Source organism: Streptantibioticus ferralitis, assembly GCF_029223525.1.
Taxonomy (GTDB): Bacteria; Actinomycetota; Actinomycetes; order Streptomycetales; family Streptomycetaceae; genus Streptantibioticus_A; species Streptantibioticus_A ferralitis.
Genome location: NZ_JARHTQ010000024.1, coordinates 51,123 through 74,359 on the forward strand (window position 1 = coordinate 51,123; position 23,237 = coordinate 74,359).

Sequence of the window (23,237 nt, forward strand, 5' to 3'; positions counted from 1 at the left end):
CGGCGCTCAGTGGCGACGCGCCGTGGGACGCGGCCCGGGGCTCAGCCGAGCGACGAGTAGGCCACCACGCCCCTGAGCAGCCCGTCGACCGCCTTGCGCGCGTTGCGGCGCACCGGGCTGTCCTGCGGGGCGGCCTCGCTGATCTGACTCAGTACGTCGATCAACTGCTTGGTCCAGCGCACGAAGTCACCCGCGGGCATGTCCGCCTCCCGCAGCACCGAGTCCAGACTGTGCCCGGACGCCCAGCGGTAGGCGCACCAGGCGAAGCCCAGGTCCGGCTCGCGCTGGCCCACGCCCTCCGTCTGGTTGATCTTGTGCTCCTCCTCCAGGGCGTCCAGCCGACCCCAGATACGGACCATCTCCGCGAGCGCATCCCGGGCCTGACCGTTCGGCAGCTTCGGCGGCAGGGCGTCCTCGGCGGACCTGGCCTCGTACACCAACGCCGAGGCGCAGGCGGCGAGTTCGGCGGGGCCGAGCCCGTCCCACACCCCGTCCCGCAGGCACTCGCTGGCGAGCAGGTCCAACTCGCCGTAGAGCCGGCCGAGTCGCTGTCCGTCCGGGGTCACCCGGTCACCCTCAAGGTAGTCCAGTTCGGTGAGCAGTCCGCAGATGCGGTCGAAGGTGCGGGCGATGGTGTTGGTGCGGCCCTCGATGCGCCGCTCCAGCGCCTGGGTGTCGCGACGCAGCCGCTGGTAGCGCTCGGCCCAGCGGGCGTGGTCCTCGCGCTCGTCGCAGCCGTGGCAGGGGTGCGCGCGGATCGCGGAGCGCAGCTGGGCGATCTCGGTGTCATCGGCCGCCGCGGCACGCTGCTTGCGCCGCTTCGGCGGGTGGATCCCGGCGGTTCCGGCCTTGGACCGCATGGCGGAGGCCAGATCTCGTCGCGAGTGCGGGCTGCGCGGGTTGAACGTCTTGGGGATCCGCATCCGGTCCAGCGCTTCGACCGGCACCGGGAAGTCCACCGATCCCAGCCGCTTGACCTGCCGCTCGGCGGTGAGCACCAGCGGGCGGGGCCCGTCGTCGTAGCTCTGCCCGCCGTACCGCGGATGGTGGCGGCCGGTGCTGCGTCCGGCGGGTACGCCCGGGTCCAGGACCAGGGCGAGTCCCGCGAACTTGCCGGACGGAACGTGGATTATGTCGCCCGGCCGCAACCGCTCCAGCGCCTCGGCCGCCGCGGCCCTGCGCTGTGCGGCGCCCTGCCGGGACAGTTCGGCCTCACGGTCCTTCAACTCCCGCCGCAGCCGGGCGTATTCCTCGAAGTCCCCGAGGTGGCAGGTCATGCCCTCCCGGTAGCCCGCGAGGCCCTCCTCGTTGCGCTGCACCTGGCGCGAGATGCCGACCACCGACTTGTCGGCCTGGAACTGGGCGAAGGAGGTCTCCAGCAGCTCACGCGAACGGTGCCGCCCGAACTGTCCGACCAGATTGACCGCCATGTTGTACGACGGCTTGAACGAGGAGCGCAGCGGGTACGTACGGGTGCCCGCGAGACCGCCGAGCGCCACCGGGTCCAGACCGCGCTGCCACAGCACCACGGCGTGGCCCTCGACGTCGATGCCGCGTCGTCCGGCGCGTCCGGTGAGCTGGGTGTACTCACCGGGCGTGATGTCGGCGTGGGTCTCGCCGTTCCACTTGACGAGCTTCTCCAACACCACCGAGCGCGCGGGCATGTTGATGCCGAGCGCCAGTGTCTCGGTGGCGAACACCGCCTTGACCAGGCCGTGTACGAACAGTTCCTCCACGACCTCCTTGAAGGTCGGCAGCATGCCCGCGTGGTGTGCGGCGATGCCCCGCTCCAGGCCTTCGAGCCATTCGAAGTACCCGAGGACGTGCAGGTCCTCGTCGGGGATGGCGGCGGTGCGCTCCTCGACGATGGCGCGGACCCTGGCACGCCCCTCGTCGTCGTTGAGCCGCAGGCCCGCGTAGAGGCACTGCTGGACCGCGGCCTCGCAGCCCGCGCGGCTGAAGATGAAGGTGATGGCGGGCAGCAGGCCCTCGGCGTCGAGCCGCTCGATCACCTCGGGGCGGCCCGGCGTCCACACCCTGGCCCGCTGGCGGCGCTCCCGTTCGCGGTCCGCCTCGAAGCCGCGGCGACGGCGGTCGCGCGGGTTGTACGCCAGGGTGTTCTGGGTGCGCGCCATGCGCACCAGGTCGGGGTTGACCTCCAGCTTGCGGTTGCCGGACGATCCGCCGTCCGTCTCCTCGAACAGGTCGTACATCCGGCGTCCGGCCAGTACGTGCTGCCACAGCGGGACCGGGCGGTGCTCGGAGACGATCACCTCGGTGTCGCCGCGTACCGTGTCCAGCCAGTCACCGAACTCCTCGGCGTTGGAGACCGTCGCGGACAGGGACACCAGGGTCACCGACTCCGGGAGGTGGATGATGACCTCCTCCCAGACCGCGCCGCGGAGGCGGTCGGAGAGGTAGTGCACCTCGTCCATCACCACGTAGCCGAGGCCGCTGAGCGCCTGGGAGCCCGCGTAGAGCATGTTGCGCAGCACCTCCGTGGTCATCACGACCACGGGCGCGTCGCCGTTGACGCTGTTGTCGCCGGTGAGCAGCCCGACCTTCTCGGGGCCGTAACGTTTCACGAGGTCGGCGTACTTCTGGTTGGACAGCGCCTTGATGGGCGTGGTGTAGAAGCACTTGCGGCCCTCGGCGAGCGCCAGGTGGACCGCGAACTCGCCCACGATGGTCTTGCCGGATCCGGTCGGCGCGGCGACCAGAACGCCCTTTGCGGCTTCCATGGCCTGGCAGGCCTCGATCTGGAAGGGATCCAGCGGGAAGTCGTACATCTCCCGGAAGGAACCGAGCGCGGTGGCCCGCTCGGCGGCGCGGCGCCGGGCGTCGGCGTACCGCTCGGCTGGTGAGATCTCGTCCGTCATTGTGCTTTCGAGCCTACCGGCCGGGTGTGACAACGTGCTTGATCTTTTGTCTCCGGGGCTCCGCCCCGGGCCCGCCGGGGCCGCGCCCGGACCTCGCTCCCGGGGGGACGGTGCCCCCTGTCCCGCGGGCTACGTGGCGTCGTCGAAGCCGTCGTGCGAATCGGTCGCCGAGGGGGCGGACACCGGCTCGATCTCGGGGAGGGCCTCAGGGGTCAGGTCGAGATCGGAGGCCTCGTCGGGGCTGAGCCCGTCGTCCGAGCGGCGGGCCTTGCGCTTGTCGTGCAGCAGCGAGATGCCGACCGCCAGGAAGAACAGGGCACAGATCGGCGCGGCCAGCGCGAGCATCGACAGCGGGTCGGGGCTGGGTACCGCGATCGCGGAGAAGACGGTGATGCCCATGACCATCCAGCGCCACCAGCCCAGCATCCGGCGCCCGCTCAGCACTCCACCGAAGTTGAGCAGCACCAGCAGCAGCGGCAGCTCGAAGGAGAGGCCGAAGACCAGCACCATCCGCACCAGCAGGTCCAAGTAGCCTTCCAGCGGCACCAGGTTGGTCACATGGTCCGGGGTCAGGCCGATGAGCGCCTTGGCGGTGGTCGGGATGATGGTGTACGCGAACCAGGCACCGCCGAGGAACAGCGGGAACCCGGCGCCGACGAAGCTCAGCGCGTACTTCTTCTCGTGCCTGTGCAGACCGGGCGCGAGGAAGGCCCACACCTGGTAGAGCCAGACCGGCGAGGCCACGACCACGCCCGCCATCAGGCCGACCTTGAGCATGACGGTGAACGGACCCAGCAGCCCGTTGATGTTGAGCGTCGCGCAGTGCTCGCCGTGCTTCGCGATCTGGTTGAACCCGGAGACACAGCCGACCGACCTGCGCAGCGGCTGGGTGAGGAAGTCGGCCAGCTGGGTGTGGTAGACCAGTGCGACGACGGTGACCGCGCCGATCGCGAGCAGCGACTTCAGCAAGCGGTTGCGCAGCTCACGGAGGTGGTCCGCGAGCGGCATCCGCCCCTCGGGGTCCTTCGTCTTGCGGGCGGACTTGAGCAACCCACGTCCCTATCTCGTGCGGCAGCCGGTCGTCATCGGCTTGGTGTACCGGTCGGGGCACTTACGTACGCGTCATTTCTCGGTGACAGCGATCGTAACGCGCGGTGGTGAACGCCCGGCAATCCCCCGAGGGCCGCCAAGTGGCCGCCCGCGCCGCGCGTACGGGCCGCGACGATCAGCCTACCCTCGGCCCGGCGCCGCGCGGTGCCAGGCCGACCGCTGCCCGCCGGGTCAGTGCCGGACGGCGGTACCGGCGCGGGCGGCCAGCGGCTCGGCGTCGCGCTGGAACTCCTCGGCCGCGCTGGCCAGCGCCTGCGAGCTGTCGCCGATCTGCCGGGCGAGCCGCCGCACCTCCACGTAGACCCGGATGCCGAGGACGCCGAGGACGGCGATGCCGCAGAACGCGAGGGCGGTGGCGAGGAGGATCCAGAGCATGTCCGCGAGCCTAGCGGCCGTGCGTCATCCGATGTGCAGCCGCATGGTGCGTACCCCGCCGCTGGTCAGCAGGGCGACGATCCGCTGTCCCGCGGGCTTGCGCACCGACGCTCCGCAGTCGGGGCAGGTGAACGAGTAGAAGGTGGTCCTGGCGGTCCGGCCTATGGCCAGCCGCAGTGCCGGTGCGGCCAGCTCGAAGCGGCCCCGGCAGTCCGGGCACGCCGCTTTGTAGACCACGCTGTGCATCGTGGGCACCTGCATGTCGCGTCCTCACTCCTCGCCGTAGGCCGCCAGTGCCTGCTCGGCAGCCGCCCGCGCGCTGTCGGCCAGCGCCTGGGGGGAGACGATCCGGCCGTCACGGCCGAGCCGCAGCGCCAGCCGGCGCAGCGAACCGGGGTCAGGGGTGCGCAGCGTGATCCGCAACCCCCCGTCGGGCAGTTCCTCCGCGCTGTCGTGCGGGTAGTACTCGGCGACCCAGCGGCCGCCCGGGCCGACCTCGACCACCACCTCAGGGTCGTCACCGGCGGGCTGGACCAGCCCGGCGGACAGGTCGCGCGGCTCGATCCTGGGCGGGTCGGCGGGGGCGTCCAGGAGCTTGATCTCGGCGACCCGGTCCAGGCGGAACATCCGGCGGTCCTCGGACGACCGGCACCAGGCCTCGAAGTAGGTGTGGCCTACCGCGAACAGCCTGATCGGGTCCACCTCGCGCTCGGTCAGCTCGTCGCGCGCGGGTGAGTAGTAGCGGATCCACAGCCTGCGGCGCTCGGCGATCGCCCGGTCGACATCGGCGAAGACGCTGCCCTCGGACTCGAAGGTGACCGAGAGCCGGGCGCTGGCGCCCGCCGCCTCACCGGCCGCCGCCTCCAGCTTGGCGCAGGCCCGCAGCAGCGCCTGGCGGTCGCTGTCCCGCAGCCCCGGCAGGGTGGCCACCGCCCGGGCCGCGACCAGCAGCGCGGTGGCCTCGTCGGCGGCCAGCCGCAGCGGCTGGGCCACATCGTCGACGTTGTGCCACCAGATCCGCTCACCGTCGGTGTCGATGTCGAGCAGGTCGCCGCCGCGGAAACTGGTCCCGCACATCGGCAGCACGTTGAGGTCGCCGATCAGCTCGGCCTCGGTCACGCCGAAGGCCCGCGCCACGTCGCTGACGTGGGCGCCGGGCCGCTCCCTCAGGTACGTGACGAGGGAGAGCATCCGGCGGGTCTGGTCGATCGCGTTGGACATCGCTTCTGGTCTCCCCCTCAGCCGCGGGCCACGGCGCGCAGCCGGTCGACCACGTCATCCCGCAGTTCACCGGGGGCCAGGACGACCACATCCGGGCCGAACTCCACCAGCCAGTCGTCGAGTCCGTGCCCGTACGGGATCTCCAGCTCGTCCCATTCGGCGGCCCGGTCTCCCGGCGCGGGCATCGTCTCCACCGCCTTGGCGCGCAGCGGGTATCCGGCGCCGCGCCGCAGCCGGATCCGGGCGGTGGCCGTGGCGCCCTCACCGGCCCAGCTCGCCACGGTCTGCCGTACGTCGACGTGGTCGGGCACCTCCGCGGTGAACTCACCGCCGCGCGACCGGATCCGGCCGGTGATCCGGCTGAGCCGGAAGACCCGGCGGGCCGCACGCTCCCGGTCCCACCCGGCCAGGTACCAGTGGCCGCGCCAGCACTCCAGCGCCCAGGGCTCCACATGCCGCGGCTCGGGGCGTACGGCGTTGGACTTCCGGTAGTCGAAGGAGACCGGGCGGCGGTCGCGGGCGGCCAGCATCAGCGGCTCGAACGCGGGCTCGTGCGCGGGGATCCGGGGTTCGATCACGCTGTGGCCCTCGGCTGACTCGTAGCCGGACTCCTCGAACGGCACGCCCGCGGCCCGCAGCTTCTGCAGGGCGCCGCTGGCGGCTCCGGCGAGCCGGGCCTGCTGCCAGACCTTGGCCGCCAGGCTCAGTGCGGCGGCTTCCTCGGCATCGAGTGCGATCTCGGGGAGGCGGTTGCGGTCCCGGCGGGCGACATAGCCGGTCTCACCGTCGAGGGCGTCCACCGTCTCGATGACCAGGCCGAGTTCGCGCAGGTCGTCCTTGTCGCGCTCGAACATCCGGTTGAAGGCGTCCTCGGAGGTGATCTCCCGGTAGGCCTCGACCGATGAGCGCAACTCGCGCTTGCTGAGCGGTCGGCGGGTGTTCATCAGGCACAGTGCCAGGTTCATCAACCGCTCGGCCTTGGCGATGGCCATCGACGCACCCCTCCTGTTCTGCTCTCACCGCTGAACCTACCGTTCCAAGGTCGTCACGCAAAAGCCGATGGCCCCCGCCGGGCGGCGGGGGCCATCGGCGCGGTTCGCTACCGGCCCTGAACGGCGACCAGGTCGCAGACGAAGATCAGCGTCTCGCCCGGGGCGATCCGGTCGCCCGCGCCACGGTCACCGTAAGCCAGGTGCGCCGGGATGATCAGCTGGCGGCGACCGCCGACCTTCATGCCCTGCACGCCCTTGTCCCAGCCGGAGATGACCTGGCCCACACCGAGCTGGAACTCCAGCGGGTTGCCGCGGTTCCAGCTCGCGTCGAACTCCTCGCCGGTGCTGAAGGCCACGCCCACGTAGTGGACCCTGACGAAGTCGCGCGCCTTCGCCTCCGCCCCGTCGCCCTCCCAGATGTCCTTGATCTCAAGGTCCGCCGGGGGCTCGCCGCCCGGGAAGTCGATCTCGGGCTTCTCGATGCTCACGTCATTACTCCTCAGTGCGGTGTGTGCAACCTGCACAGTTTTACATTGTCCCGAGGATGTCCATGGAGAAGACCAGGGTCGAGTTGGCCGGCACACCGTTCTGCGGCTGGCTGCCGAAGGCCTGGTCAGGCGGGAGGACGAGCAGTACGCGACTGCCCACCTTTTTGCCCGTCAGGCCCTGCGAGAGGCCCTTGACCGGGATCTGGTTCAGCGTCAGCGTGGTGGGCGCGCCCCGCTCGTAGGTGCTGTCGAACTGCTTGGCGCCGTCCCACAGTACGGACTTGTACTGCACGATGACCGTGTCGGTGTTCTTCACCTGCGGGCCGGTGCCCTCGATGACGTAGTTCGAGACCAGGTTCTTGGGCGCCGTGGTCTTGGGCACGTCGAGCGAGGGCGCCTTGCCGTCGGTGTTGGTGCCGACCTTGGGCAGGCTGCTGTCGTTCTGCGGCTGCACCGTGCCCTTGGCGCTCGGCGGGGGCGTGACGCCCTTGAGGATGTCGACGACGAAGAAGAGTGTGGCGTTCGGCGGGATCTGCGGGGGCTGGCCCTGCGCGCCGTAACCGAGGTCCGGCGGGATGGTGATGGTGATCCGGCTGCCGGCCTTCTGTCCTTCGAGCGCCTGGTCCCAGCCCTTGATGACCTGCCCGGTGCCCACCACCAGGTTGAACGGCTGCTTGCCGAAGCTGGTGTCGAAGGGCGTGTCGGAGTCGTAGGTCTGCCCCAGGTAGTTCACCTCGGCGAGGGAGCCCTTGGCGAGAGTGGGGCCGCTGCCCTGGCTGATGACGTTGACTTCCAGCTTCTTGGGCGGGGTGCCCTTGCCCTTGGAGACGGTCGGCTTCTCGCCGAACTTGGCCCCGGCGGTGATCTTCGGCGGGCTGTTCTCGCTGCCGCCGCACGCGACCGCGGTCAGCACCAGCAGCGGGATGACCAGGGCGGCAAGCAGCCGCGAGGCGCGGCGCTTGCTTCGTGGGGTGACGGACTCGGGGGCTGCCGCGCCAGGGGTCGGCGGCGGCGGGGCAATTCGACGCAACGTTGCCTCAGTTCATCAATGGATCTTCCGGTGTGCAATGCGGGCCACTCTACGACGCGACCGGGGCCCCGTACGAGAAACGTACGGGGCCCCGGCGTTGCTTTCGGCTGTGTTCTGATCACATTCCGGCAATTAGCTTCTCCACTCGGTCGTCAACCGAGCGGAAGGGGTCCTTGCACAACACCGTGCGCTGTGCTTGGTCGTTGAGTTTGAGATGCACCCAGTCAACGGTGAAGTCGCGCCGCTGTTCCTGCGCCCGGCGGATGAACTCACCGCGCAGCCGCGCCCGAGTGGTTTGCGGTGGCACCGACTTGGCCTCGAAGATCTTCAGATCGTTGCAGATCCGCTTGGCCTGGCCCTTGCGTTCCAGCAGGTAGTACAGACCTCGACGACGGTGGATGTCGTGGTATGCGAGGTCTATCTGGGCGATTCGCGGATGCGACATGGTGATGTTGTCGCGGCGTCGGTATCGCTCGATCAGCTGATACTTCATCACCCAGTCGATCTCGGTGCTGATCGAGGCGAGGTCGCCGCTGGAGATCGCCTCCAGGGTGCGGCCCCACAGTTCGAGGACCTGCTCGGTGACTCCGGTGCGGATGCCGCGGCGCTCGCAGAAGTCAACGGCCTTGGAGTAGTACTCCTCCTGGATGTCCAGCGCGGAGGCCTCCCGTCCGCTGGCCAGGCGGACCTTGCGGCGTCCCGTTATGTCGTGGCTCACCTCGCGGATGGCCCGGATCGGGTTCTCCAGCGTGAGGTCGCGCATCACCGTGCCCGCTTCGATCATGCGCAGCACGAGGTCGGTGGCGCCGACCTTGAGCAGCATGGTCGTCTCCGACATGTTGGAGTCGCCGACGATGACATGCAGCCGCCGGTAGCGCTCGGCGTCGGCGTGTGGTTCGTCCCGGGTGTTGATGATCGGACGGGATCGGGTGGTCGCGGAGCTGACGCCCTCCCAGATGTGCTCGGCGCGCTGGCTGACGCAGTAGACCGCGCCGCGCGGGGTCTGCAGCACCTTGCCAGCGCCGCACAGCAGTTGGCGGGTGACGAGGAACGGGATGAGGATGTCCGCCAGCCGGGAGAATTCCCCGTGTCTGGCCACCAGATAGTTCTCGTGGCAGCCGTAGGAGTTGCCCGCGGAATCGGTGTTGTTCTTGAACAGATAGACGTCGCCGGCGATCCCCTCCTCGTGCAGCCTGCGCTCGGCGTCGACCAGCAGCCCTTCCAGAATGCGTTCACCGGCCTTGTCGTGCGTGACCAGTTCGGTGACGCTGTCACACTCCGGAGTGGCGTACTCCGGGTGCGAACCCACATCGAGATAGAGGCGGGCGCCGTTCTTCAGGAAGACGTTGCTGCTGCGACCCCATGACACGACACGGCGGAAGAGGTACCGCGCCACCTCGTCCGGCGACAGGCGGCGCTGTCCCCGGAACGTACACGTGACGCCGTACTCGTTCTCCAGCCCGAAAATGCGGCGGTCCATGAGTGAACATTACGCCCGATGCGTCTCACTGAAACCGGGTTCGGCGGCGTCGATTCGATCATTTTCCCGCCGCTGCCGTGAGATTGGGGCAGCGAGGAACCGGCCGCCGGCCAGCAGCACCAACAGCGCGACGACCCCACCGGCCCCCGCCACCGCGAACCCAGCCGGAACGCCACCGTACTGCGCGGCGGGTCCGGCGGCCGCCGCGCCCACCGAGGCGCCCACCCCGAAGGCCGTGACCAGCCAGGAGAACGCCTCGGTCACGGTGCCCGCCGGGGCGTGCCGGTCGACCACGACGAAGGCACAGGCCAGGGTTGGCGCAAGGAACACTCCCGACAATCCGGCCAACGCAGTCATACCGGATACACCGGGCACGGTCACCAGCGGTACGTAGGCGACCGCGAGACACAGCATCAGCATCCGCAGCCGCCGCTCGGGAACGCCGGCCCAGCGCCGCGCCCCGTAGACCACTCCGCCGACCAGCGCTCCGAAGCCCAGCGCGGAGAGCAGATAGCTGGAGACCATGCCACCGCCGTGCGCGTCGGCGTAAGCGACCGCGGCGACCGCTATCGAACCGAGCGCCACCCCCACGAAGAAGAACGAGCCGAGCAGCGCGAGCAGTCCGGGCGAGCGCAGCGGACCGAGCCAGTGCGCCTCGCGCTCCTCGGCCCGCCAGCGGCGAGACGGCTCCGCGGTGACCACCAGGAGCGTTCCGAGGACGCCTATCAGGGAGAGCCCGACCAACGCGGCAGCCGTGGAGGCGGCCGCGACAAGCAGGGTGACGAGCAGTGGCCCGACCGCGTACATCACCTCCTGCGCGGCGGCGTCGAGCGCGTACGCGCTGTGCACCTGATCGTCACGGTCCAGCACGCTGGGCCACAGGGCGCGCAGCCCGCCCTCCAGTGGCGGGGTGGCCACGCCCGCCACGGCCATCGCGGCGCAGGCGAGGGCGAGCGGAGCCGGACCCACCACGGCGAACGCGGTCATCGCGGCAGCGGAGAGCACCGCCCCGCCGAGCATCACACCGGCCTGGCCGCGCTTGTCGACCAGACGGCCGAGGGCGGGCTGACCGACAGCGGTACCCAGGCCGTAGACCGCGGACAGGGCCCCGGCGAGGGTGTAGCTGCCGCCGTGGGCGCGGGTGAACAGTACGACCGCCAACGCCGAGGTGGCGTTCGGCAACCGCCCGACCAGGGTTCCGGTCAGCAGTCGTATCGCGTACCGCGTGCGCAGCAACTCCAGGTACGCCGTGGCCATACCATCCCCGTTTCCGTACGGGCGGTCCTTCCGCCCCCGATAGTGTTACGTATAACTTACCCGCCATACGTAGCATGGCGCTCTGCGGCGGGTCCAGCCGCGGGACGCAGAAGGGACATGAACGGTGACCGGGACCGACCGTCCGACATCACGGGATGTCGCACGCGCCGCCGGAGTCTCACAGGCCACGGTGTCGCTGGTACTGGGCGACAAGTGGCGCGGCCGGGTCTCCGAGCGGACGGCCGGCGCGGTCCGCTCGGCCGCCGCCGAGCTCGGATATCGGCCGAATCTCGCCGCCCGCAACCTCCGGCTGGGCCGGACCAGGACCGCACTGTTGGTGGTGCCCGCCCTCACCAACGACTACTTCGCCCGGGTCTACACCGGTGCGGCGCGGATCGCGGCGGAGAACGGGTTCGGCGTGGTGCTCTATCCGTCTCCCGAAGGGGTCGGCCCGGCACCCGACCCCTTCGGTTCGGCTCGGGCGGCCCTGGACGGGGTGATCGCGTCGTCCATGGCAGTCGAGGCGCTGGACGCGATCAGCGGCGAATCCGCCGCGGGGACGGCCGGACTGCCGCTGGTCATGCTGGACAGCGAACCGGGGGTGACCGGGGCGGCGGCCACCGTCAACCTCGACATCGCCGACGGTATGCGGCAGGTGGTCGGCCATCTGGCCGCGCTGGGACACCGTCGCGTCACGCACATCGCGGCGGCGGTGGACTCCTGGACGTTCCGGGTACGCCGCGACGCCTTCGACGCCGCCGTCAGCGGCCTTCAGGACGCGGCCCCGGGCCACGAGTCAGCCGGTCTGAGCGTCGACGAGGGGCTACGGGCCGCGCGGCTGGCCCTCACCGCCCCAGGGCCAAGGCCGACCGCCCTGGTCTGCGACGACGACCTACTGGCCGCGGGGGCCTGCAAGGCGGTACGACGGCTGGGTCTGCGGGTACCGGAGGATGTCTCGGTCACCGGATTCGACGACCTGGCCCTGGCCACCGCGGTCGAACCGGAGCTCACCACCGTCCGCCTCCCCGCCGACGAGGTGGGCGCCCGCGGCATGTCCGCCCTACTGGCCACCCTCAACGCCCAGCCCGTCGAGGCCACCGACCTCCCGGTCGAACTGATCATCCGTGGCTCCACCGCCCCGGCGACTGCTTGAGGGCTGCCGGGCCTGTCCGGCGGATCTCGCGTTGGGCTTGCGGTGCGTTCGTCACCGCCGCTCCGCGCCGCGGGGGTTGCTCACCGCTGCGGCGGATCATTTTTTGGGGCAAGCCCCCAAGCCCCCAAGCCCCCAAGCAGGAAAATCCTTGGGGCAGGCCCCCGGCCCCCCGGGTTGGTTGAGGAGGCCCGCGCCCGGGGGGCTCAGAAGCTCCACCGCTAGGGGGGTTCGGGGGGCTTGCCCCGATACGACCTGCGGCTGAGGACTTCAGAAGTTCCACCGCCGGGGACTTGGGGGCTCGCCCCCAAAAAATGATCCGCCGCAGCGGCGAGCAGCCGCGACGGCGCGGAGCGGCGGTCACGAACTCACCGCAACCCAAGGCCGAAAGCCCCCGGACACGCACGCCCGCCGAAGCCGGAAACGCAGCGCGCCGCCCGGTGGGCGTAAGGCCCACGGGCGGCGCGCTGCGTGCGGCGTTCTACTCCTGCGACTCCGTGTCCGCGGAGGCGGAGTCCTCCGTGGACTCCTCGGTCTCCGCGGCGGCCGAGGACTCGGCCGACAGGAGGCGGGTGAGCTGGCGGCCCAGGATGCGGCGGAACTTGCGCTGTTGGGGGCGGGTGCGGTCCAGGACCGCGACCTCCAACTGCTCGGCGGTGAGCTGCCGTTCACCGCCGTTGTTGTCCCGGCTGAGCGACTCCACCGCGAGTCCCAGCGCCTCGGCGAGGGTCATCTCGTCGCGGTGCCGCTGATCGAGGTAGCTGCCGATCTGGTCGGAGTTGCCACCGACGGCGACGGCACCGTGCTCGTCGACGATCGAACCGTCGTGCGGCAGGCGGTAGATCTGGTCCTCCTCGGGGGCGGACCCGACCTCCGCGACGATGAGCTCGACCTCGTACGGCTTCTCCGCCGCGCTGGAGAAGATGGTGCCGAGCGTCTGGGCGTAGACATTGGCCAGACCGCGAGCCGTCACATCATCGCGGTCGTAGGTGTAGCCGCGCAGATCGGCGTAGCGGACACCGCCGATCCGCAGGTTCTCGAACTCGTTGTACTTGCCGACCGCGGCGAAGGCGATGCGGTCGTAGATCTCGCTGACCTTGTGCAGCGCGCGGGACGGGTTCTCGGCGACGAAGAGGATGCCGTCGGTGTACTGCAGTACGACGACGCTGCGGCCGCGCGCGATGCCCTTGCGGGCGTATTCGGCACGATCCGCCATGGCCTGCTGGGGTGAGACGTAGAACGGCGTCGACACCGGCTATCCGTCCCTTTCTGTCTGTGGGAAGTTCATCCCGGACCTGACCGTTACAGAAGCGAGGCGCGTGGGCCGTCCGGCTCCTCCAGCCGCCGCTCGTGGACGGAGCGGGCGACCTCCGACACCTCGGCCTCCGTCAACCGCCGGAAACCCTCGTCCGTGATGACGGTGACGATGGGGTAGATCTGCCGGGCGAGGTCCGGGCCGCCGGTCGCCGAGTCGTCGTCGGCCGCGTCGTACAGCGCCTGCACGACCGCGGTGATGGCCTGCTGCTCCGTCAGGTCCTTGCGGTAGAGCTTCTTGAGCGAACCGCGTGCGAAGACCGAACCGGATCCGGTGGCCGCGAAACCGTGCTCCTCCGAACGGCCACCGGTCACGTCGTACGAGAAGATCCGGCCCTTCTCGCGGTCCGTGTCGTACCCGGCGAACAGCGGCACCACGGCTAGGCCTTGCAGGGCCATGCCCAGATTGCCGCGGATCATCGTGGACAGCCGGTTCGCCTTGCCCTCCAGGGAGAGCGCGGCGCCCTCGATCTTCTCGTAGTGCTCCAGCTCCAGTTGGAACAGCTTGACCATCTCGACGGCGAGACCCGCGGTGCCGGCGATGCCGACAGCGGAGTACTCATCGGCCGGGAAGACCTTCTCGATGTCCCGTTGCGCGATGAGATTGCCCATCGTCGCCCGCCGGTCACCGGAGAGCACCACGCCGCCGGGGAACGTGGCCGCCACGATCGTCGTCCCATGCGGGAGCTCCACCGCGCCCTGCACGGGCGGCAGCGACCGGTTGCCGGGCAGGAGCCCCGGCGCGTGCTCGCCGAGGAAGTCCATGAAGGACGAGGAGCCTGGCGTCAGGAAGGCAGCTGGTAGACGCCCGGTGCTACGAGTGTTGGCTTCCACACGTTTCCTTCCACATATGCGGCGGCCCGCCGTATCTCATCGGGCCGGTCCTTGAACTGCCCCAGCGCGGCATTGCAGCTGAAGCACAGTACGCCACGGACCTTACCCGTCTCGTGATCGTGGTCCACCTGCTCAGGAGGAGCCGCAAGGCAGATCACGCACACTCTGCCCTGCTGCTCCGCAAGGTCCTGCAATTCGGCCTGACCCAGGCCGCACCTCCGCCGGAAGGACGCCTCCCGGTTTCGTTCGGTTCGGCAAGCTCGGCAGTAGCTCGCCCAGCCGTCCGACGATGGCTTGTTACGTTCCCACTGGTCGTGAGACCTCACGTCGCGACACTGTGGGCACCGTTTGAAGCCTCGCGGCACCGGCACCTTGACGCGCGCCGAGAGGCCTTTTACCTCCTGACGGCGCCGGTAATGCTCGGCAGAGCATTCCCGGCGACACGTCTGGAGCCGATCAGGACGTGACTTGTTGCCTGCGAATGCATTCCTCGGCAGGGCACGCTGGCATGTGGAGCATTTCTTTGAGTCGAACATGCCAGAAATGCCCTACTCTCCCCCTTTTTGCACAAATGACCGCACGAAGTCCTCGGCGTTCTCTTCGAGGACGTCGTCGATCTCGTCCAGGACGGAGTCCACGTCGTCCGAGAGCTTTTCCTGGCGCTCCTTGAGGTCGTCGGAGGCCTGCGCCTCCGGGGCGGTCTCCTCGACCTCCTCGGTGGAACGCGTGGCCTTCTGCTGCCCGCCGGTGTCCTTGGTAGCCATGTGCACCTCACCCCGATCGCCCGCTCGGTTTGCATGTCCTACAAGATCAGACCCTACAAGCCGGGTCTGACATCGGCCCTGTTCTCCGGTGATCTCGCGGAACTCGCGGACCCTCGCTCACGTGCCTTCCACTGGTTCAACGTTCGGGAACCACCTCGATGATTCCCGCAACCGCGCCGTTTCAGCCGCCGGACAACACCCGTACCAGGTCCTCCGCGGTACGGCAGCGGTCCAGCAGTTCCTTCACGTGGTTGCGGGTGCCACGCAGCGGCTCCAGGGTCGGCACGCGCTGCAGCGAATCGCGTCCGGGCAGATCGAAGATGACCGAATCCCACGAGGCGGCGGCCACGTCGTCCGCGTACTGCTCCAGGCACCGGCCGCGGAAGTACGCCCTGGTGTCCTCCGGAGGCTTGATACGGGCCCTGGAGACGGCCGGCTCGTCCAGTAGCCGCTTCATACGGCCACGCGCCACCAGGCGGTTGTACAGGCCCTTGTCGAGGCGTACGTCGGCGTACTGCAGGTCGACCAGGTGCAGCCGGGCCGCGTCCCAGTCGATGCCGTCCCGCCTGCGGTAGCCCTCCAGCAGCTCGCGCTTGGCCACCCAGTCCAGTTCGCCGGACAGGCTCATGGGGTCGGTCTCCAGCCGGCCCAGGACGTCCTCCCACCGTGTGAGCACGTCCTTGGTCTGCTCGTCGGCGTCCGTGCCGTAGCGGTCCTCGACGTACTTGCGGGCCAGCTCGAAGTACTCCATCTGCAGCTGCACGGCGGTCAGTGTGCGACCGTTACGCAGTGTGATCAGTCGTCGCAGCGTGGGGTCGTGGGAAACCTGGTGCAGGGTGCGTACCGGCTGGTCGACCGCGAGATCCACGGCGATGAAGCCGTCCTCGATCATCGACAGCACCAGGGCGGTGGTGCCGAGCTTGAGGTAGGTGGAGATCTCCGAGAGGTTGGCATCGCCGATGATCACATGCAGCCGGCGGTACTTCTCCGCGTCCGCGTGCGGTTCGTCGCGGGTGTTGATGATGGGGCGCTTGAGCGTCGTCTCCAGGCCCACCTCGACCTCGAAGTAGTCGGCCCGCTGGCTGATCTGGAAGCCGTGCTCACCGCCGTCCTGGCCGATGCCGACCCGGCCCGCGCCGGTGACGACCTGCCGGGAGACGAAGAAGGGCGTGAGGTGGCGCACGATGTCCGAGAACGGGGTCTCCCGCTTCATCAGGTAGTTCTCGTGGGTGCCGTAGGACGCGCCCTTGTTGTCGGTGTTGTTCTTGTACAGGTGGATCGGCTGCGCTCCGGGCAGCTGGGCGGCCCGCTCGGCCGCCTCGGCCATGATCCGCTCCCCCGCCTTGTCCCAGAGGACCGCGTCCCGCGGGTTGGTGACCTCGGGGGCGCTGTACTCGGGGTGTGCGTGGTCCACGTACAGCCTGGCCCCGTTGGTGAGGATCACGTTGGCCAGGCCGATGTCCTCGTCCGTGAGCTGGCTGGAATCGGCCGCCTCGCGCGCCAGGTCGAAGCCGCGGGCGTCCCGCAGCGGGTTCTCCTCCTCGAAGTCCCAGCGGGCGCGGCGGGCCCGGTGCATCGCCGCCGCGTAGGCGTTGACGATCTGGGACGAGGTGAGCATGGCATTGGCGTTCGGGTGGCCGGGGACGGAGATCCCGTACTCCGTCTCGATGCCCATTACTCGCCGTACGGTCATGCGGCCCTCCTTGCCCGGCTCCGCCCATCGGCGGCACCGTGTGGCGCGGTATCGACGAGCGTAGAACGCGGCGGCGGCGGTGGGGAGATCATTACAGTCATTCCTCGGCTTCCGGACGTGTGGTGACCGGCCTGCGGGCCCCGGCGGCGCCCGCTGGAACCCCGGGAAAAGCGTCCGGCTGCCGTTCTACAGGTACTGCCCGGTATTGGCCACGGTGTCGATCGAGCGACCGGTGTCCGCGCCCTGCTTGCCTGTGACAAGGGTGCGGATGAAGACGATGCGCTCGCCCTTCTTGCCGGAGATACGGGCCCAGTCGTCCGGGTTGGTGGTGTTCGGCAGGTCCTCGTTCTCCTTGAACTCGTCCACGCAGGCGGAGAGCAGGTGGGAGACCCGAAGGCCCTTCTGACTGTGGTCGAGGAAATCCTTGATCGCCATCTTCTTCGCCCGGTCCACGATGTTCTGGATCATGGCGCCGGAGTTGAAGTCCTTGAAGTACAGGACTTCCTTGTCACCGTTGGCGTAGGTGACCTCGAGGAAGCGGTTCTCCTCCGTTTCGGCGTACATCCGCTCGACCACGGACTGGATCATCGCGCTGACCGTGGCCTCCGACGAGCCGCCGTGCTCGGCGAGGTCGTCGGCGTGCAGCGGCAGCGTGTCCGTCAGGTACTTGGAGAAGATGTCCTTGGCGGCCTCCGCGTCCGGACGCTCGATCTTGATCTTCACGTCGAGGCGGCCGGGGCGCAGGATCGCGGGGTCGATCATGTCCTCGCGGTTGGAGGCGCCGATGACGATGACGTTCTCCAGGCCCTCCACACCGTCGATCTCGGCGAGCAGCTGCGGGACGATGGTGTTCTCCACGTCCGAGCTGACGCCGGATCCGCGGGTACGGAAGAGCGACTCCATCTCGTCGAAGAAGACGATGACGGGCGTGCCCTCGCTCGCCTTCTCCCGGGCCCGCTGGAAGACAAGGCGGATGTGCCGCTCGGTCTCGCCGACGTACTTGTTCAGCAGCTCCGGGCCCTTGATGTTCAGGAAGTAGCTCTTGCCCGCGGGCTGCCCGGTCACCTCGGCGACCTTCTTGGCAAGGGAGTTGGCCACCGCCTTGGCGATGAGCGTCTTTCCGCAGCCGGGCGGGCCGTACAGCAGCACGCCCTTGGGCGGCCGCAGTTCGTGCTCCTTGAACAGATCCGGGTACAGGTAAGGGAGTTCGACCGCGTCGCGGATCAACTCGATCTGGTTCCCCAGCCCGCCGATCTTGGTGTAATCGATATCGGGCACTTCTTCGAGGACGAGTTCCTCGACCTCGCTCTTGGGCACGACCTCGAAGACATAGCCGGAGCGGGGCTCGAGCAGCAGGGCGTCACCGGCGCGGATGTTGACGTCGAGCAGCGGCTCGGCGAGCCTGACCACCCGTTCCTCGTCGGTGTGCCCTATCACCAGGGCCCGTTCACCGTCCTCAAGGATCTCCTTGAGGGTGACGATCTCACCGACGCGCTCGAACTCCATGGCCGAAACCACGTTGAGCGCCTCGTTGAGCATGAGCTCCTGGCCGCGCCGGAGTTCATCGAGCTCGACGGTCGGGCTGACGTTCACCCGCAGCTTGCGGCCGCCGGTGAAGATGTCGGCCGTACCGTCGTCGTTCGCCTGCAGGAACACGCCGAATCCGGCAGGCGGCTGGGCCAGCCGGTCCACTTCCTCCTTGAGGGCCACGATTTGGTCGCGGGCCTCGCGAAGGGTGTTGGCAAGCCGTTCGTTCTGTGCGGACACACCTGCCAGGTTGGTCTGCAGCTCGACGATCCGCTCCTCGAGAATCCTCGTGTGACGCGGAGAGTCGGCGAGCTTGCGGCGCAGGACGGCGATCTCCTGCTCAAGAAAGGCCACCTGGCTCGCGGGGTCCTCCGAACCCCGTGCGGGCCGGTTGCCACGGTTGATGTCGTCGTCGTGGGCTGCCACGGTCCTCACCTCCTCCAGGGGGAGCTGGACGCTTTCAGACCCTACCTGGGCCGGTGGGGGTTGAAACCCCTAGATCACAAACCCGGTCGGGGTGTGTCCGATCTTCACCCTTGCGCACGTCCCCACGCCAGGGAGATACCCACCCAACGACATCGGAAAGCGACCGGTTGTATCGTCGTTTCGGTCAACAGCCGCCAGGGGCTGTTACTTCCCGATGGACGAACGGCAGGCGAGGTACCCGTGAGCGACGCAGTCGGCGAGGCGCTGGAAGTCTGGATCGACCAGGACCTGTGCACCGGCGACGGGATCTGCGCGCAGTACGCGCCCGAGGTCTTCGAGCTCGACATCGACGGTCTGGCCTACGTCAAGGGCGATGACGACGAGTTGCGTACGGCGGCCGGGGCGACCGTGCCGGTACCGCTGCCGCTGCTGACCGACGTGGTGGACTCGGTCAAGGAGTGCCCCGGCGAGTGCATTCACGTACGCCGGGTCGCCGACGGCGTCGAGGTGTACGGACCGGACGCGGAGTAACGGTTCATCACGCGATGTCGCTCCGGGCGGGGCGGCGGGCACGGGCCTTCGCCCGGGGCCGGGGGTTGCCGCCGGAAGACCGCGGAACCAGCGTGCGGTGACGGTTCAGACACTCCCCGCACGCGGGCCCGGCGTCGCGATGAACCGGCCGTCGCGCCAGTTCCAGCCGAACTTCCGCTCCAGGTCCGGGCAGCAGCGCGGCACGGTGTCCGACGAGTAGCCGAGCAGCGTCGCCGTGACGGTACGGCCGGTCACCGCGAGGTCCTTCACGCTGAGTTTGTGCGCCGGATCCACCAGGGTCGCCACCACCCGGGGCGGCGTGCTGGCCGAGGTACCGGCGGAGAGCACGTACATCCCGCTGGGCGGGGTGCCGAAGTCGGTGTGGCAGCGCACCACGGCGACAGTCTCGGCGCGCCCGTCGCCGTCGAGATCGGCGGAGGCCTTGGCGACCACGTCCACGGAGCCTCCGCCGCAGTTGAGCGGATAGTGCGCGGTGGCGGCGTCGGGGGCCGCGGGTGCGCTGCCGGCGTCCGACGCCGAGGCGCCCGGTGGCCGGATCAGAGCGCCGATCCCTATCACGGCGGCGATGGCCACACCGGTGGCGAGCCAGTGTGCCGGGTGGGTGCGCGTGTGCGTGAGGTCCTGGCCTGCCGAAGGCTGCACGCGGCTGTCTCCTGGGGCTTGAGCCGAGCGGCTTGATCTTTTGGCGGTGCCCAGCATCGTGCCACACGTCACACGTCCCCGGAACCACCGGGTCCGGGTTTCCTCGGCACCCCGTTACGGGCAACGAGACGACGCCGCCGCCGGTTCCCGATGTGTCCGGAAATCGACGGCGGCGCTTGGGTGTTGAGCGAATCGAGGCGTGGCTACTCGGGCAGCGGCGAGTCCGCGCTCCCGCTGCCGGGAGCGTCTTCCTTCCCTCCACCCCGCGGGTCTTCCTTCCCTCCACCCCGCGCGTCTTCCTTCCCTCCACCCCGCCCGACGTAGTCCTCGCCGTACGCGCCCTTGGCGGGGCGGCGGCGGCGCAGTGGCGGCTCCACGCCGTCGGCGAGGCGACGGGCGCTCAGCAGGAAGCCGGTGTGGCCGATCATCCGGTGGTCCGGGCGGACCGCGAGGCCTTCGACATGCCAGGTCCTGACCATGGTCTCCCACGAGGTCGGCTCGTTGAACGTGCCATGCTCGCGGATCGCCTCCACGGTGCGGGCCAGCTGCGTGGTGGTGGCGACGTAGGCGCAGAGCATGCCGCCGGGTACCAGCGCCTTGGAGACGGCCTCCAGGCACTCCCAGGGCGCGAGCATGTCGAGGATGACGCGGTCGACGTCGGCGTCCGACAGGTTGTCCTGAAGATCGCCGACGGTGAGCTGCCAGGCCGGGTGGTCCTCGCCGAAGTAGCGGCGGACGTTCTGCGCGGCGATCTCGGCGAAGTCCGCCCGGCGCTCGTAGCTGTGCAGCATGCCCTGGTCGCCGACAGCGCGCAGCAGGAAGCAGCTGAGCGAGCCGGAACCGACGCCCGCCTCGACGACTCGCGCGCCGGGGAAGATGTCGGCCATCGACAGGATCTGCCCCGCGTCCTTGGGGTAGACCACGGCGGCGCCGCGGGGCATGGACAGGACATAGTCGGGGAGCAGGGGGCGCAGCGCGAGATACGCGATGTTCCCCGTGGTACGCACAACACTGCCTTCGGGCGCGCCAATCAGCTCGTCGTGCGGGAAGGAACCCTTGTGGGTGTGGAAACTCTTCCCGGCTTCGAGCGTGAAGGTGTGGTGGCGTCCCTTGGGGTCGGTGAGCTGGACCTGGTCCCCGACCTGGAAGGGCCCGCGACGGCGGGCGGCACCGGTCGGTTCGGACATGTGACCAGGATATCCGAGGTCAGGAGGGGGTCCTATGCACGGGTGGGCTGCGCCATGGCCGCGACGAAGGCCCGCTCCACGTCCGCGGCGGACAGCACGCCGTAGATCTCACCCGTGGGTTCCACGACGAGGTACTCGCTGGCGGGGGTGGCACGCAGGGTTTCCAGCAGGTCCTCACCGGACAGTTCGACGGAAACCCGCATTCCGGGCCTGAGGTCCTGGGTCACGCCGCTCACCGCCACCCAGGGGCGGCGGTGCTCCGGGATGCCGACGATGGCGGCTTCCCTCACCAGGCCGGTGGCCTCCCCCGCGGAGTCGACGACCACCAGGGCGCGGGCGCCCGCCTCATGGGCACGGCGCAGCGCCTCGGACAGCGGGGTGGCCGCGGTCACCGGGACCGCCCTGCGGGTCAGCGTGCGGGCCCGCAGGTCGGGCAGCCGCTCCCGCAGCCGGGCCATCCGCAGGCTGTTGCCCGCCCCGGTCCAGATGATGGCGGCGAGGATCGCGGCGAGCAGGGCGTCGGTGAGCGAGTCCGCACCGGACTTGGTTTCGCTCATCCCGTCCGCGTAACTGAGCAGCGGAAGCCCGACCAGTACGGCGACGGCCAGCGCCCGGCCGGTCCAGGCGGCGGCCACGGTGCCGGTCATGGGCCTGCCGCTGATCTTCCACACCACGGCCCGCAGCATCCGGCCGCCGTCCAGCGGAAGGCCGGGCAGCAGATTGAAGGCGGCGACGATGAGGTTGCTGACCATCAGTCCGGCGAGCAGGACGCCGGGTACGGTGCCCGGTTCGACGCCCTGCATGCCGAGGTAGAACAGCCCGGCCAGGACGAGCGAGAGCAGCGGCCCGACGAAGGCGAGGACGAACTCGCGCCCCGGCGTGTCCGAATCCTTCTCGATCTCCGAGACCCCACCGAAGAACTGCAGCTGGATGCGGCGCACCGGCAGCTTGAAGCGGAGCGCGGCCACCGTGTGGGCCAACTCGTGGACGAGCACCGAGCCGTAGAAGGCGACCGCGAAGAAGAGCGAGACCAGATAGCGCGCGGCGCCGAGTTCGGGCAGGACGCGGTCGAGCTGGCCGCCGAAGACCCAGGTGATCAGCGCGGCGACCAGGAACCAGCTGGGCGCGACATAGACCGGGACGCCGAACGGCCGGCCCATGAGGATCCCACCGCCGGCCTCACGCGGCCGCTTGCCGTTTCCACCGCCATCGGGGGTGGGCCCGGGAGCCGCTCCCCCGTTGCCGGACTGCGGCTGCCCACTCGTGTTCATGCGTCCCCTCGATTGCTGGATCCTCCTGACCGATGATGACCGATCATGCGGTGCGAAGGCCGTTGCCGTCGATGGTAACGACGAGATGGCGGACCGTTGTCAGTGGCAACCCGTAGGGTCGTGTGCCATGACCAGCAGTCCCGAGTGCGGCCCGGCCGCTCCGACCGCCCCGCCCGCGCCCCCGTCGTCGCTTTCGCCGTCGCGGGCCGGGGACTTCATGCAGTGCCCGCTGCGGTACCGGTTCCGGGTGATCGACAAGCTGCCGGAGAAACCCAGCGAGGCGGCCACTCGGGGCACGGTGGTGCATGCCGTGCTGGAGCGCCTCTTCGACGCGCCCTCGGCGGAGCGCACGGCGGTACGGGCCCGGGCGATGGTGGCCGCGGAGTGGGAGCGGCTGCTGGCCGCGAGGCCGGAGCTGGCTGAGCTGTTCACCGACGACACGGCCGACGACGCGGCCGACGACGCGGCGGAGCCCGCGGCGGAGCGGCTCGCGCGGTGGCTGGAAAGCGCCGAGCAGTTGGTGGACCGGTGGTTCTCGTTGGAGGACCCGACGCGCCTGGAGCCCGCCGAGCGCGAGCTGTACGTGGAGACCGCGCTGGAGTCCGGGCTGGTGCTGCGCGGCTATGTGGACCGGCTGGATGTCGCGCCCAGCGGCGACCTGCGGGTGGTGGACTACAAGACGGGCAAGGCGCCCCGGCCGGAGTACGCGGCGGAAGCGCTGTTCCAGATGAAGTTCTACGCACTGGTGCTGTGGCGGCTGCGTGGAGTGGTACCGCGCCGGCTGCAACTGGTCTACCTGGGCAGCGGCGATGTGGTGACCTACGACCCCACGGCGGACGAGCTGCGTGTCGTGGAGCGCAAGCTGCTCGCCCTGTGGGACGCCATCCAGCGCGCCACCGAGTCCGGGGACTGGCGGCCGCGGCCGAGCAAGTTGTGCGACTGGTGCGACCACCAGCCGCTGTGTCCGGCGTTCGGTGGCACTCCCCCGGTCTATCCGCTGCCCACCATGCGACGGCCGCTCGGTGCGGAAGGACCGTCGTAGGGA

General features: G+C 69.6%; 22 protein-coding genes. 3 read left to right on the plus strand and 19 right to left on the minus strand.

Annotated features, from left to right (window positions below):
• Positions 1–41: 41 nt before the first annotated feature.
• The 10 genes from P2L57_RS28955 to P2L57_RS29000 form a co-directional block, all read right to left on the minus strand.
• Positions 42–2,879 (minus strand): DEAD/DEAH box helicase, encoded by a 2,838-nt coding sequence (locus P2L57_RS28955; protein ID WP_275819354.1) that lies wholly within the window; start codon positions 2,877–2,879, stop codon positions 42–44.
• Between the two features lie 129 nt (positions 2,880–3,008).
• Entirely contained in the window at positions 3,009–3,929 is a 921-nt protein-coding gene (tatC, locus tag P2L57_RS28960; protein WP_275819356.1) for a twin-arginine translocase subunit TatC, read from the minus strand.
• Positions 3,930–4,160: 231 nt separating this feature from the next.
• A complete protein-coding gene (locus P2L57_RS28965) occupies positions 4,161–4,364 on the minus strand; it encodes a hypothetical protein (RefSeq protein ID WP_275819358.1) in 204 nt (67 codons plus the stop codon).
• 24 nt (positions 4,365–4,388) lie between these two features.
• Positions 4,389–4,625 carry a CpXC domain-containing protein gene (locus P2L57_RS28970; protein ID WP_275819360.1) on the minus strand — a complete coding sequence of 79 codons (237 nt, stop codon included), beginning with the start codon at positions 4,623–4,625 and terminating at the stop codon, positions 4,389–4,391.
• A gap of 9 nt (positions 4,626–4,634) precedes the next feature.
• Positions 4,635–5,585, minus strand: a complete 951-nt coding sequence (locus tag P2L57_RS28975; protein WP_275819362.1) for a helix-turn-helix transcriptional regulator — start codon at positions 5,583–5,585, stop codon at positions 4,635–4,637.
• 17 nt (positions 5,586–5,602) lie between these two features.
• A complete protein-coding gene (locus P2L57_RS28980; protein WP_275819364.1) occupies positions 5,603–6,577 on the minus strand; it encodes a helix-turn-helix transcriptional regulator in 975 nt (324 codons plus the stop codon).
• Between the two features lie 107 nt (positions 6,578–6,684).
• Complete coding sequence (locus tag P2L57_RS28985) at positions 6,685–7,065, minus strand: FKBP-type peptidyl-prolyl cis-trans isomerase (protein WP_275819366.1); 381 nt, start codon at positions 7,063–7,065, stop codon at positions 6,685–6,687.
• Between the two features lie 40 nt (positions 7,066–7,105).
• Positions 7,106–7,990 (minus strand): FKBP-type peptidyl-prolyl cis-trans isomerase, encoded by an 885-nt coding sequence (locus P2L57_RS28990; RefSeq protein ID WP_372515976.1) that lies wholly within the window; start codon positions 7,988–7,990, stop codon positions 7,106–7,108.
• Positions 7,991–8,213: 223 nt separating this feature from the next.
• The gene (gene pafA, locus P2L57_RS28995) at positions 8,214–9,575 is read right to left on the minus strand and encodes a Pup--protein ligase (protein ID WP_275819367.1); all 1,362 of its coding nucleotides are present in this window, start codon (positions 9,573–9,575) and stop codon (positions 8,214–8,216) included.
• A gap of 9 nt (positions 9,576–9,584) precedes the next feature.
• On the minus strand, positions 9,585–10,832 hold the full coding sequence (locus P2L57_RS29000) for an MFS transporter (RefSeq protein WP_275819369.1): 1,248 nt from the start codon (positions 10,830–10,832) through the stop codon (positions 9,585–9,587).
• A 124-nt stretch (positions 10,833–10,956) separates the two neighbouring features.
• Here P2L57_RS29000 and P2L57_RS29005 point away from each other — a divergent pair, with 124 nt between their 5' ends.
• Positions 10,957–11,985, plus strand: coding sequence for a LacI family DNA-binding transcriptional regulator (locus P2L57_RS29005; protein WP_275819371.1), 1,029 nt, complete (start codon positions 10,957–10,959; stop codon positions 11,983–11,985).
• A 478-nt stretch (positions 11,986–12,463) separates the two neighbouring features.
• Here P2L57_RS29005 and prcA read toward each other — a convergent pair whose 3' ends face one another.
• From prcA to arc, 6 genes are all read right to left on the minus strand, one after another.
• Positions 12,464–13,234, minus strand: a complete 771-nt coding sequence (prcA, locus tag P2L57_RS29010) for a proteasome subunit alpha (RefSeq protein ID WP_275819373.1) — start codon at positions 13,232–13,234, stop codon at positions 12,464–12,466.
• A 50-nt stretch (positions 13,235–13,284) separates the two neighbouring features.
• Positions 13,285–14,130 (minus strand): proteasome subunit beta, encoded by an 846-nt coding sequence (prcB, locus tag P2L57_RS29015; protein WP_275819375.1) that lies wholly within the window; start codon positions 14,128–14,130, stop codon positions 13,285–13,287.
• Complete coding sequence (locus P2L57_RS29020; protein WP_275819377.1) at positions 14,082–14,666, minus strand: endonuclease VII domain-containing protein; 585 nt, start codon at positions 14,664–14,666, stop codon at positions 14,082–14,084. The genes prcB and P2L57_RS29020 overlap by 49 nt, the downstream gene beginning before the upstream one ends.
• A gap of 12 nt (positions 14,667–14,678) precedes the next feature.
• On the minus strand, positions 14,679–14,894 hold the full coding sequence (locus tag P2L57_RS29025) for a ubiquitin-like protein Pup (protein WP_275819379.1): 216 nt from the start codon (positions 14,892–14,894) through the stop codon (positions 14,679–14,681).
• Positions 14,895–15,075: 181 nt separating this feature from the next.
• Entirely contained in the window at positions 15,076–16,587 is a 1,512-nt protein-coding gene (gene dop, locus P2L57_RS29030) for a depupylase/deamidase Dop (protein ID WP_344184497.1), read from the minus strand.
• A gap of 186 nt (positions 16,588–16,773) precedes the next feature.
• Positions 16,774–18,540 carry a proteasome ATPase gene (gene arc, locus P2L57_RS29035; RefSeq protein ID WP_275819381.1) on the minus strand — a complete coding sequence of 589 codons (1,767 nt, stop codon included), beginning with the start codon at positions 18,538–18,540 and terminating at the stop codon, positions 16,774–16,776.
• A gap of 240 nt (positions 18,541–18,780) precedes the next feature.
• On the opposite strand from arc, the gene P2L57_RS29040 reads away from it, so the two are divergent.
• Positions 18,781–19,071, plus strand: coding sequence for a ferredoxin (locus P2L57_RS29040; RefSeq protein ID WP_275819383.1), 291 nt, complete (start codon positions 18,781–18,783; stop codon positions 19,069–19,071).
• 105 nt (positions 19,072–19,176) lie between these two features.
• On the opposite strand, the gene P2L57_RS29045 is transcribed toward P2L57_RS29040, so the two are convergent.
• From P2L57_RS29045 to P2L57_RS29055, 3 genes are all read right to left on the minus strand, one after another.
• A complete protein-coding gene (locus P2L57_RS29045) occupies positions 19,177–19,734 on the minus strand; it encodes a hypothetical protein (protein ID WP_275819385.1) in 558 nt (185 codons plus the stop codon).
• A gap of 203 nt (positions 19,735–19,937) precedes the next feature.
• Positions 19,938–20,921: a tRNA (adenine-N1)-methyltransferase gene (locus P2L57_RS29050; protein WP_275819387.1), complete on the minus strand. Its 984-nt coding sequence runs from the start codon at positions 20,919–20,921 to the stop codon at positions 19,938–19,940.
• 32 nt (positions 20,922–20,953) lie between these two features.
• Positions 20,954–22,192, minus strand: a complete 1,239-nt coding sequence (locus P2L57_RS29055; protein WP_275819389.1) for a site-2 protease family protein — start codon at positions 22,190–22,192, stop codon at positions 20,954–20,956.
• A 127-nt stretch (positions 22,193–22,319) separates the two neighbouring features.
• Between P2L57_RS29055 and P2L57_RS29060 the strand changes: the two genes are divergently transcribed.
• Positions 22,320–23,234: a RecB family exonuclease gene (locus P2L57_RS29060; RefSeq protein ID WP_275819391.1), complete on the plus strand. Its 915-nt coding sequence runs from the start codon at positions 22,320–22,322 to the stop codon at positions 23,232–23,234.
• Positions 23,235–23,237: the final 3 nt, after the last annotated feature.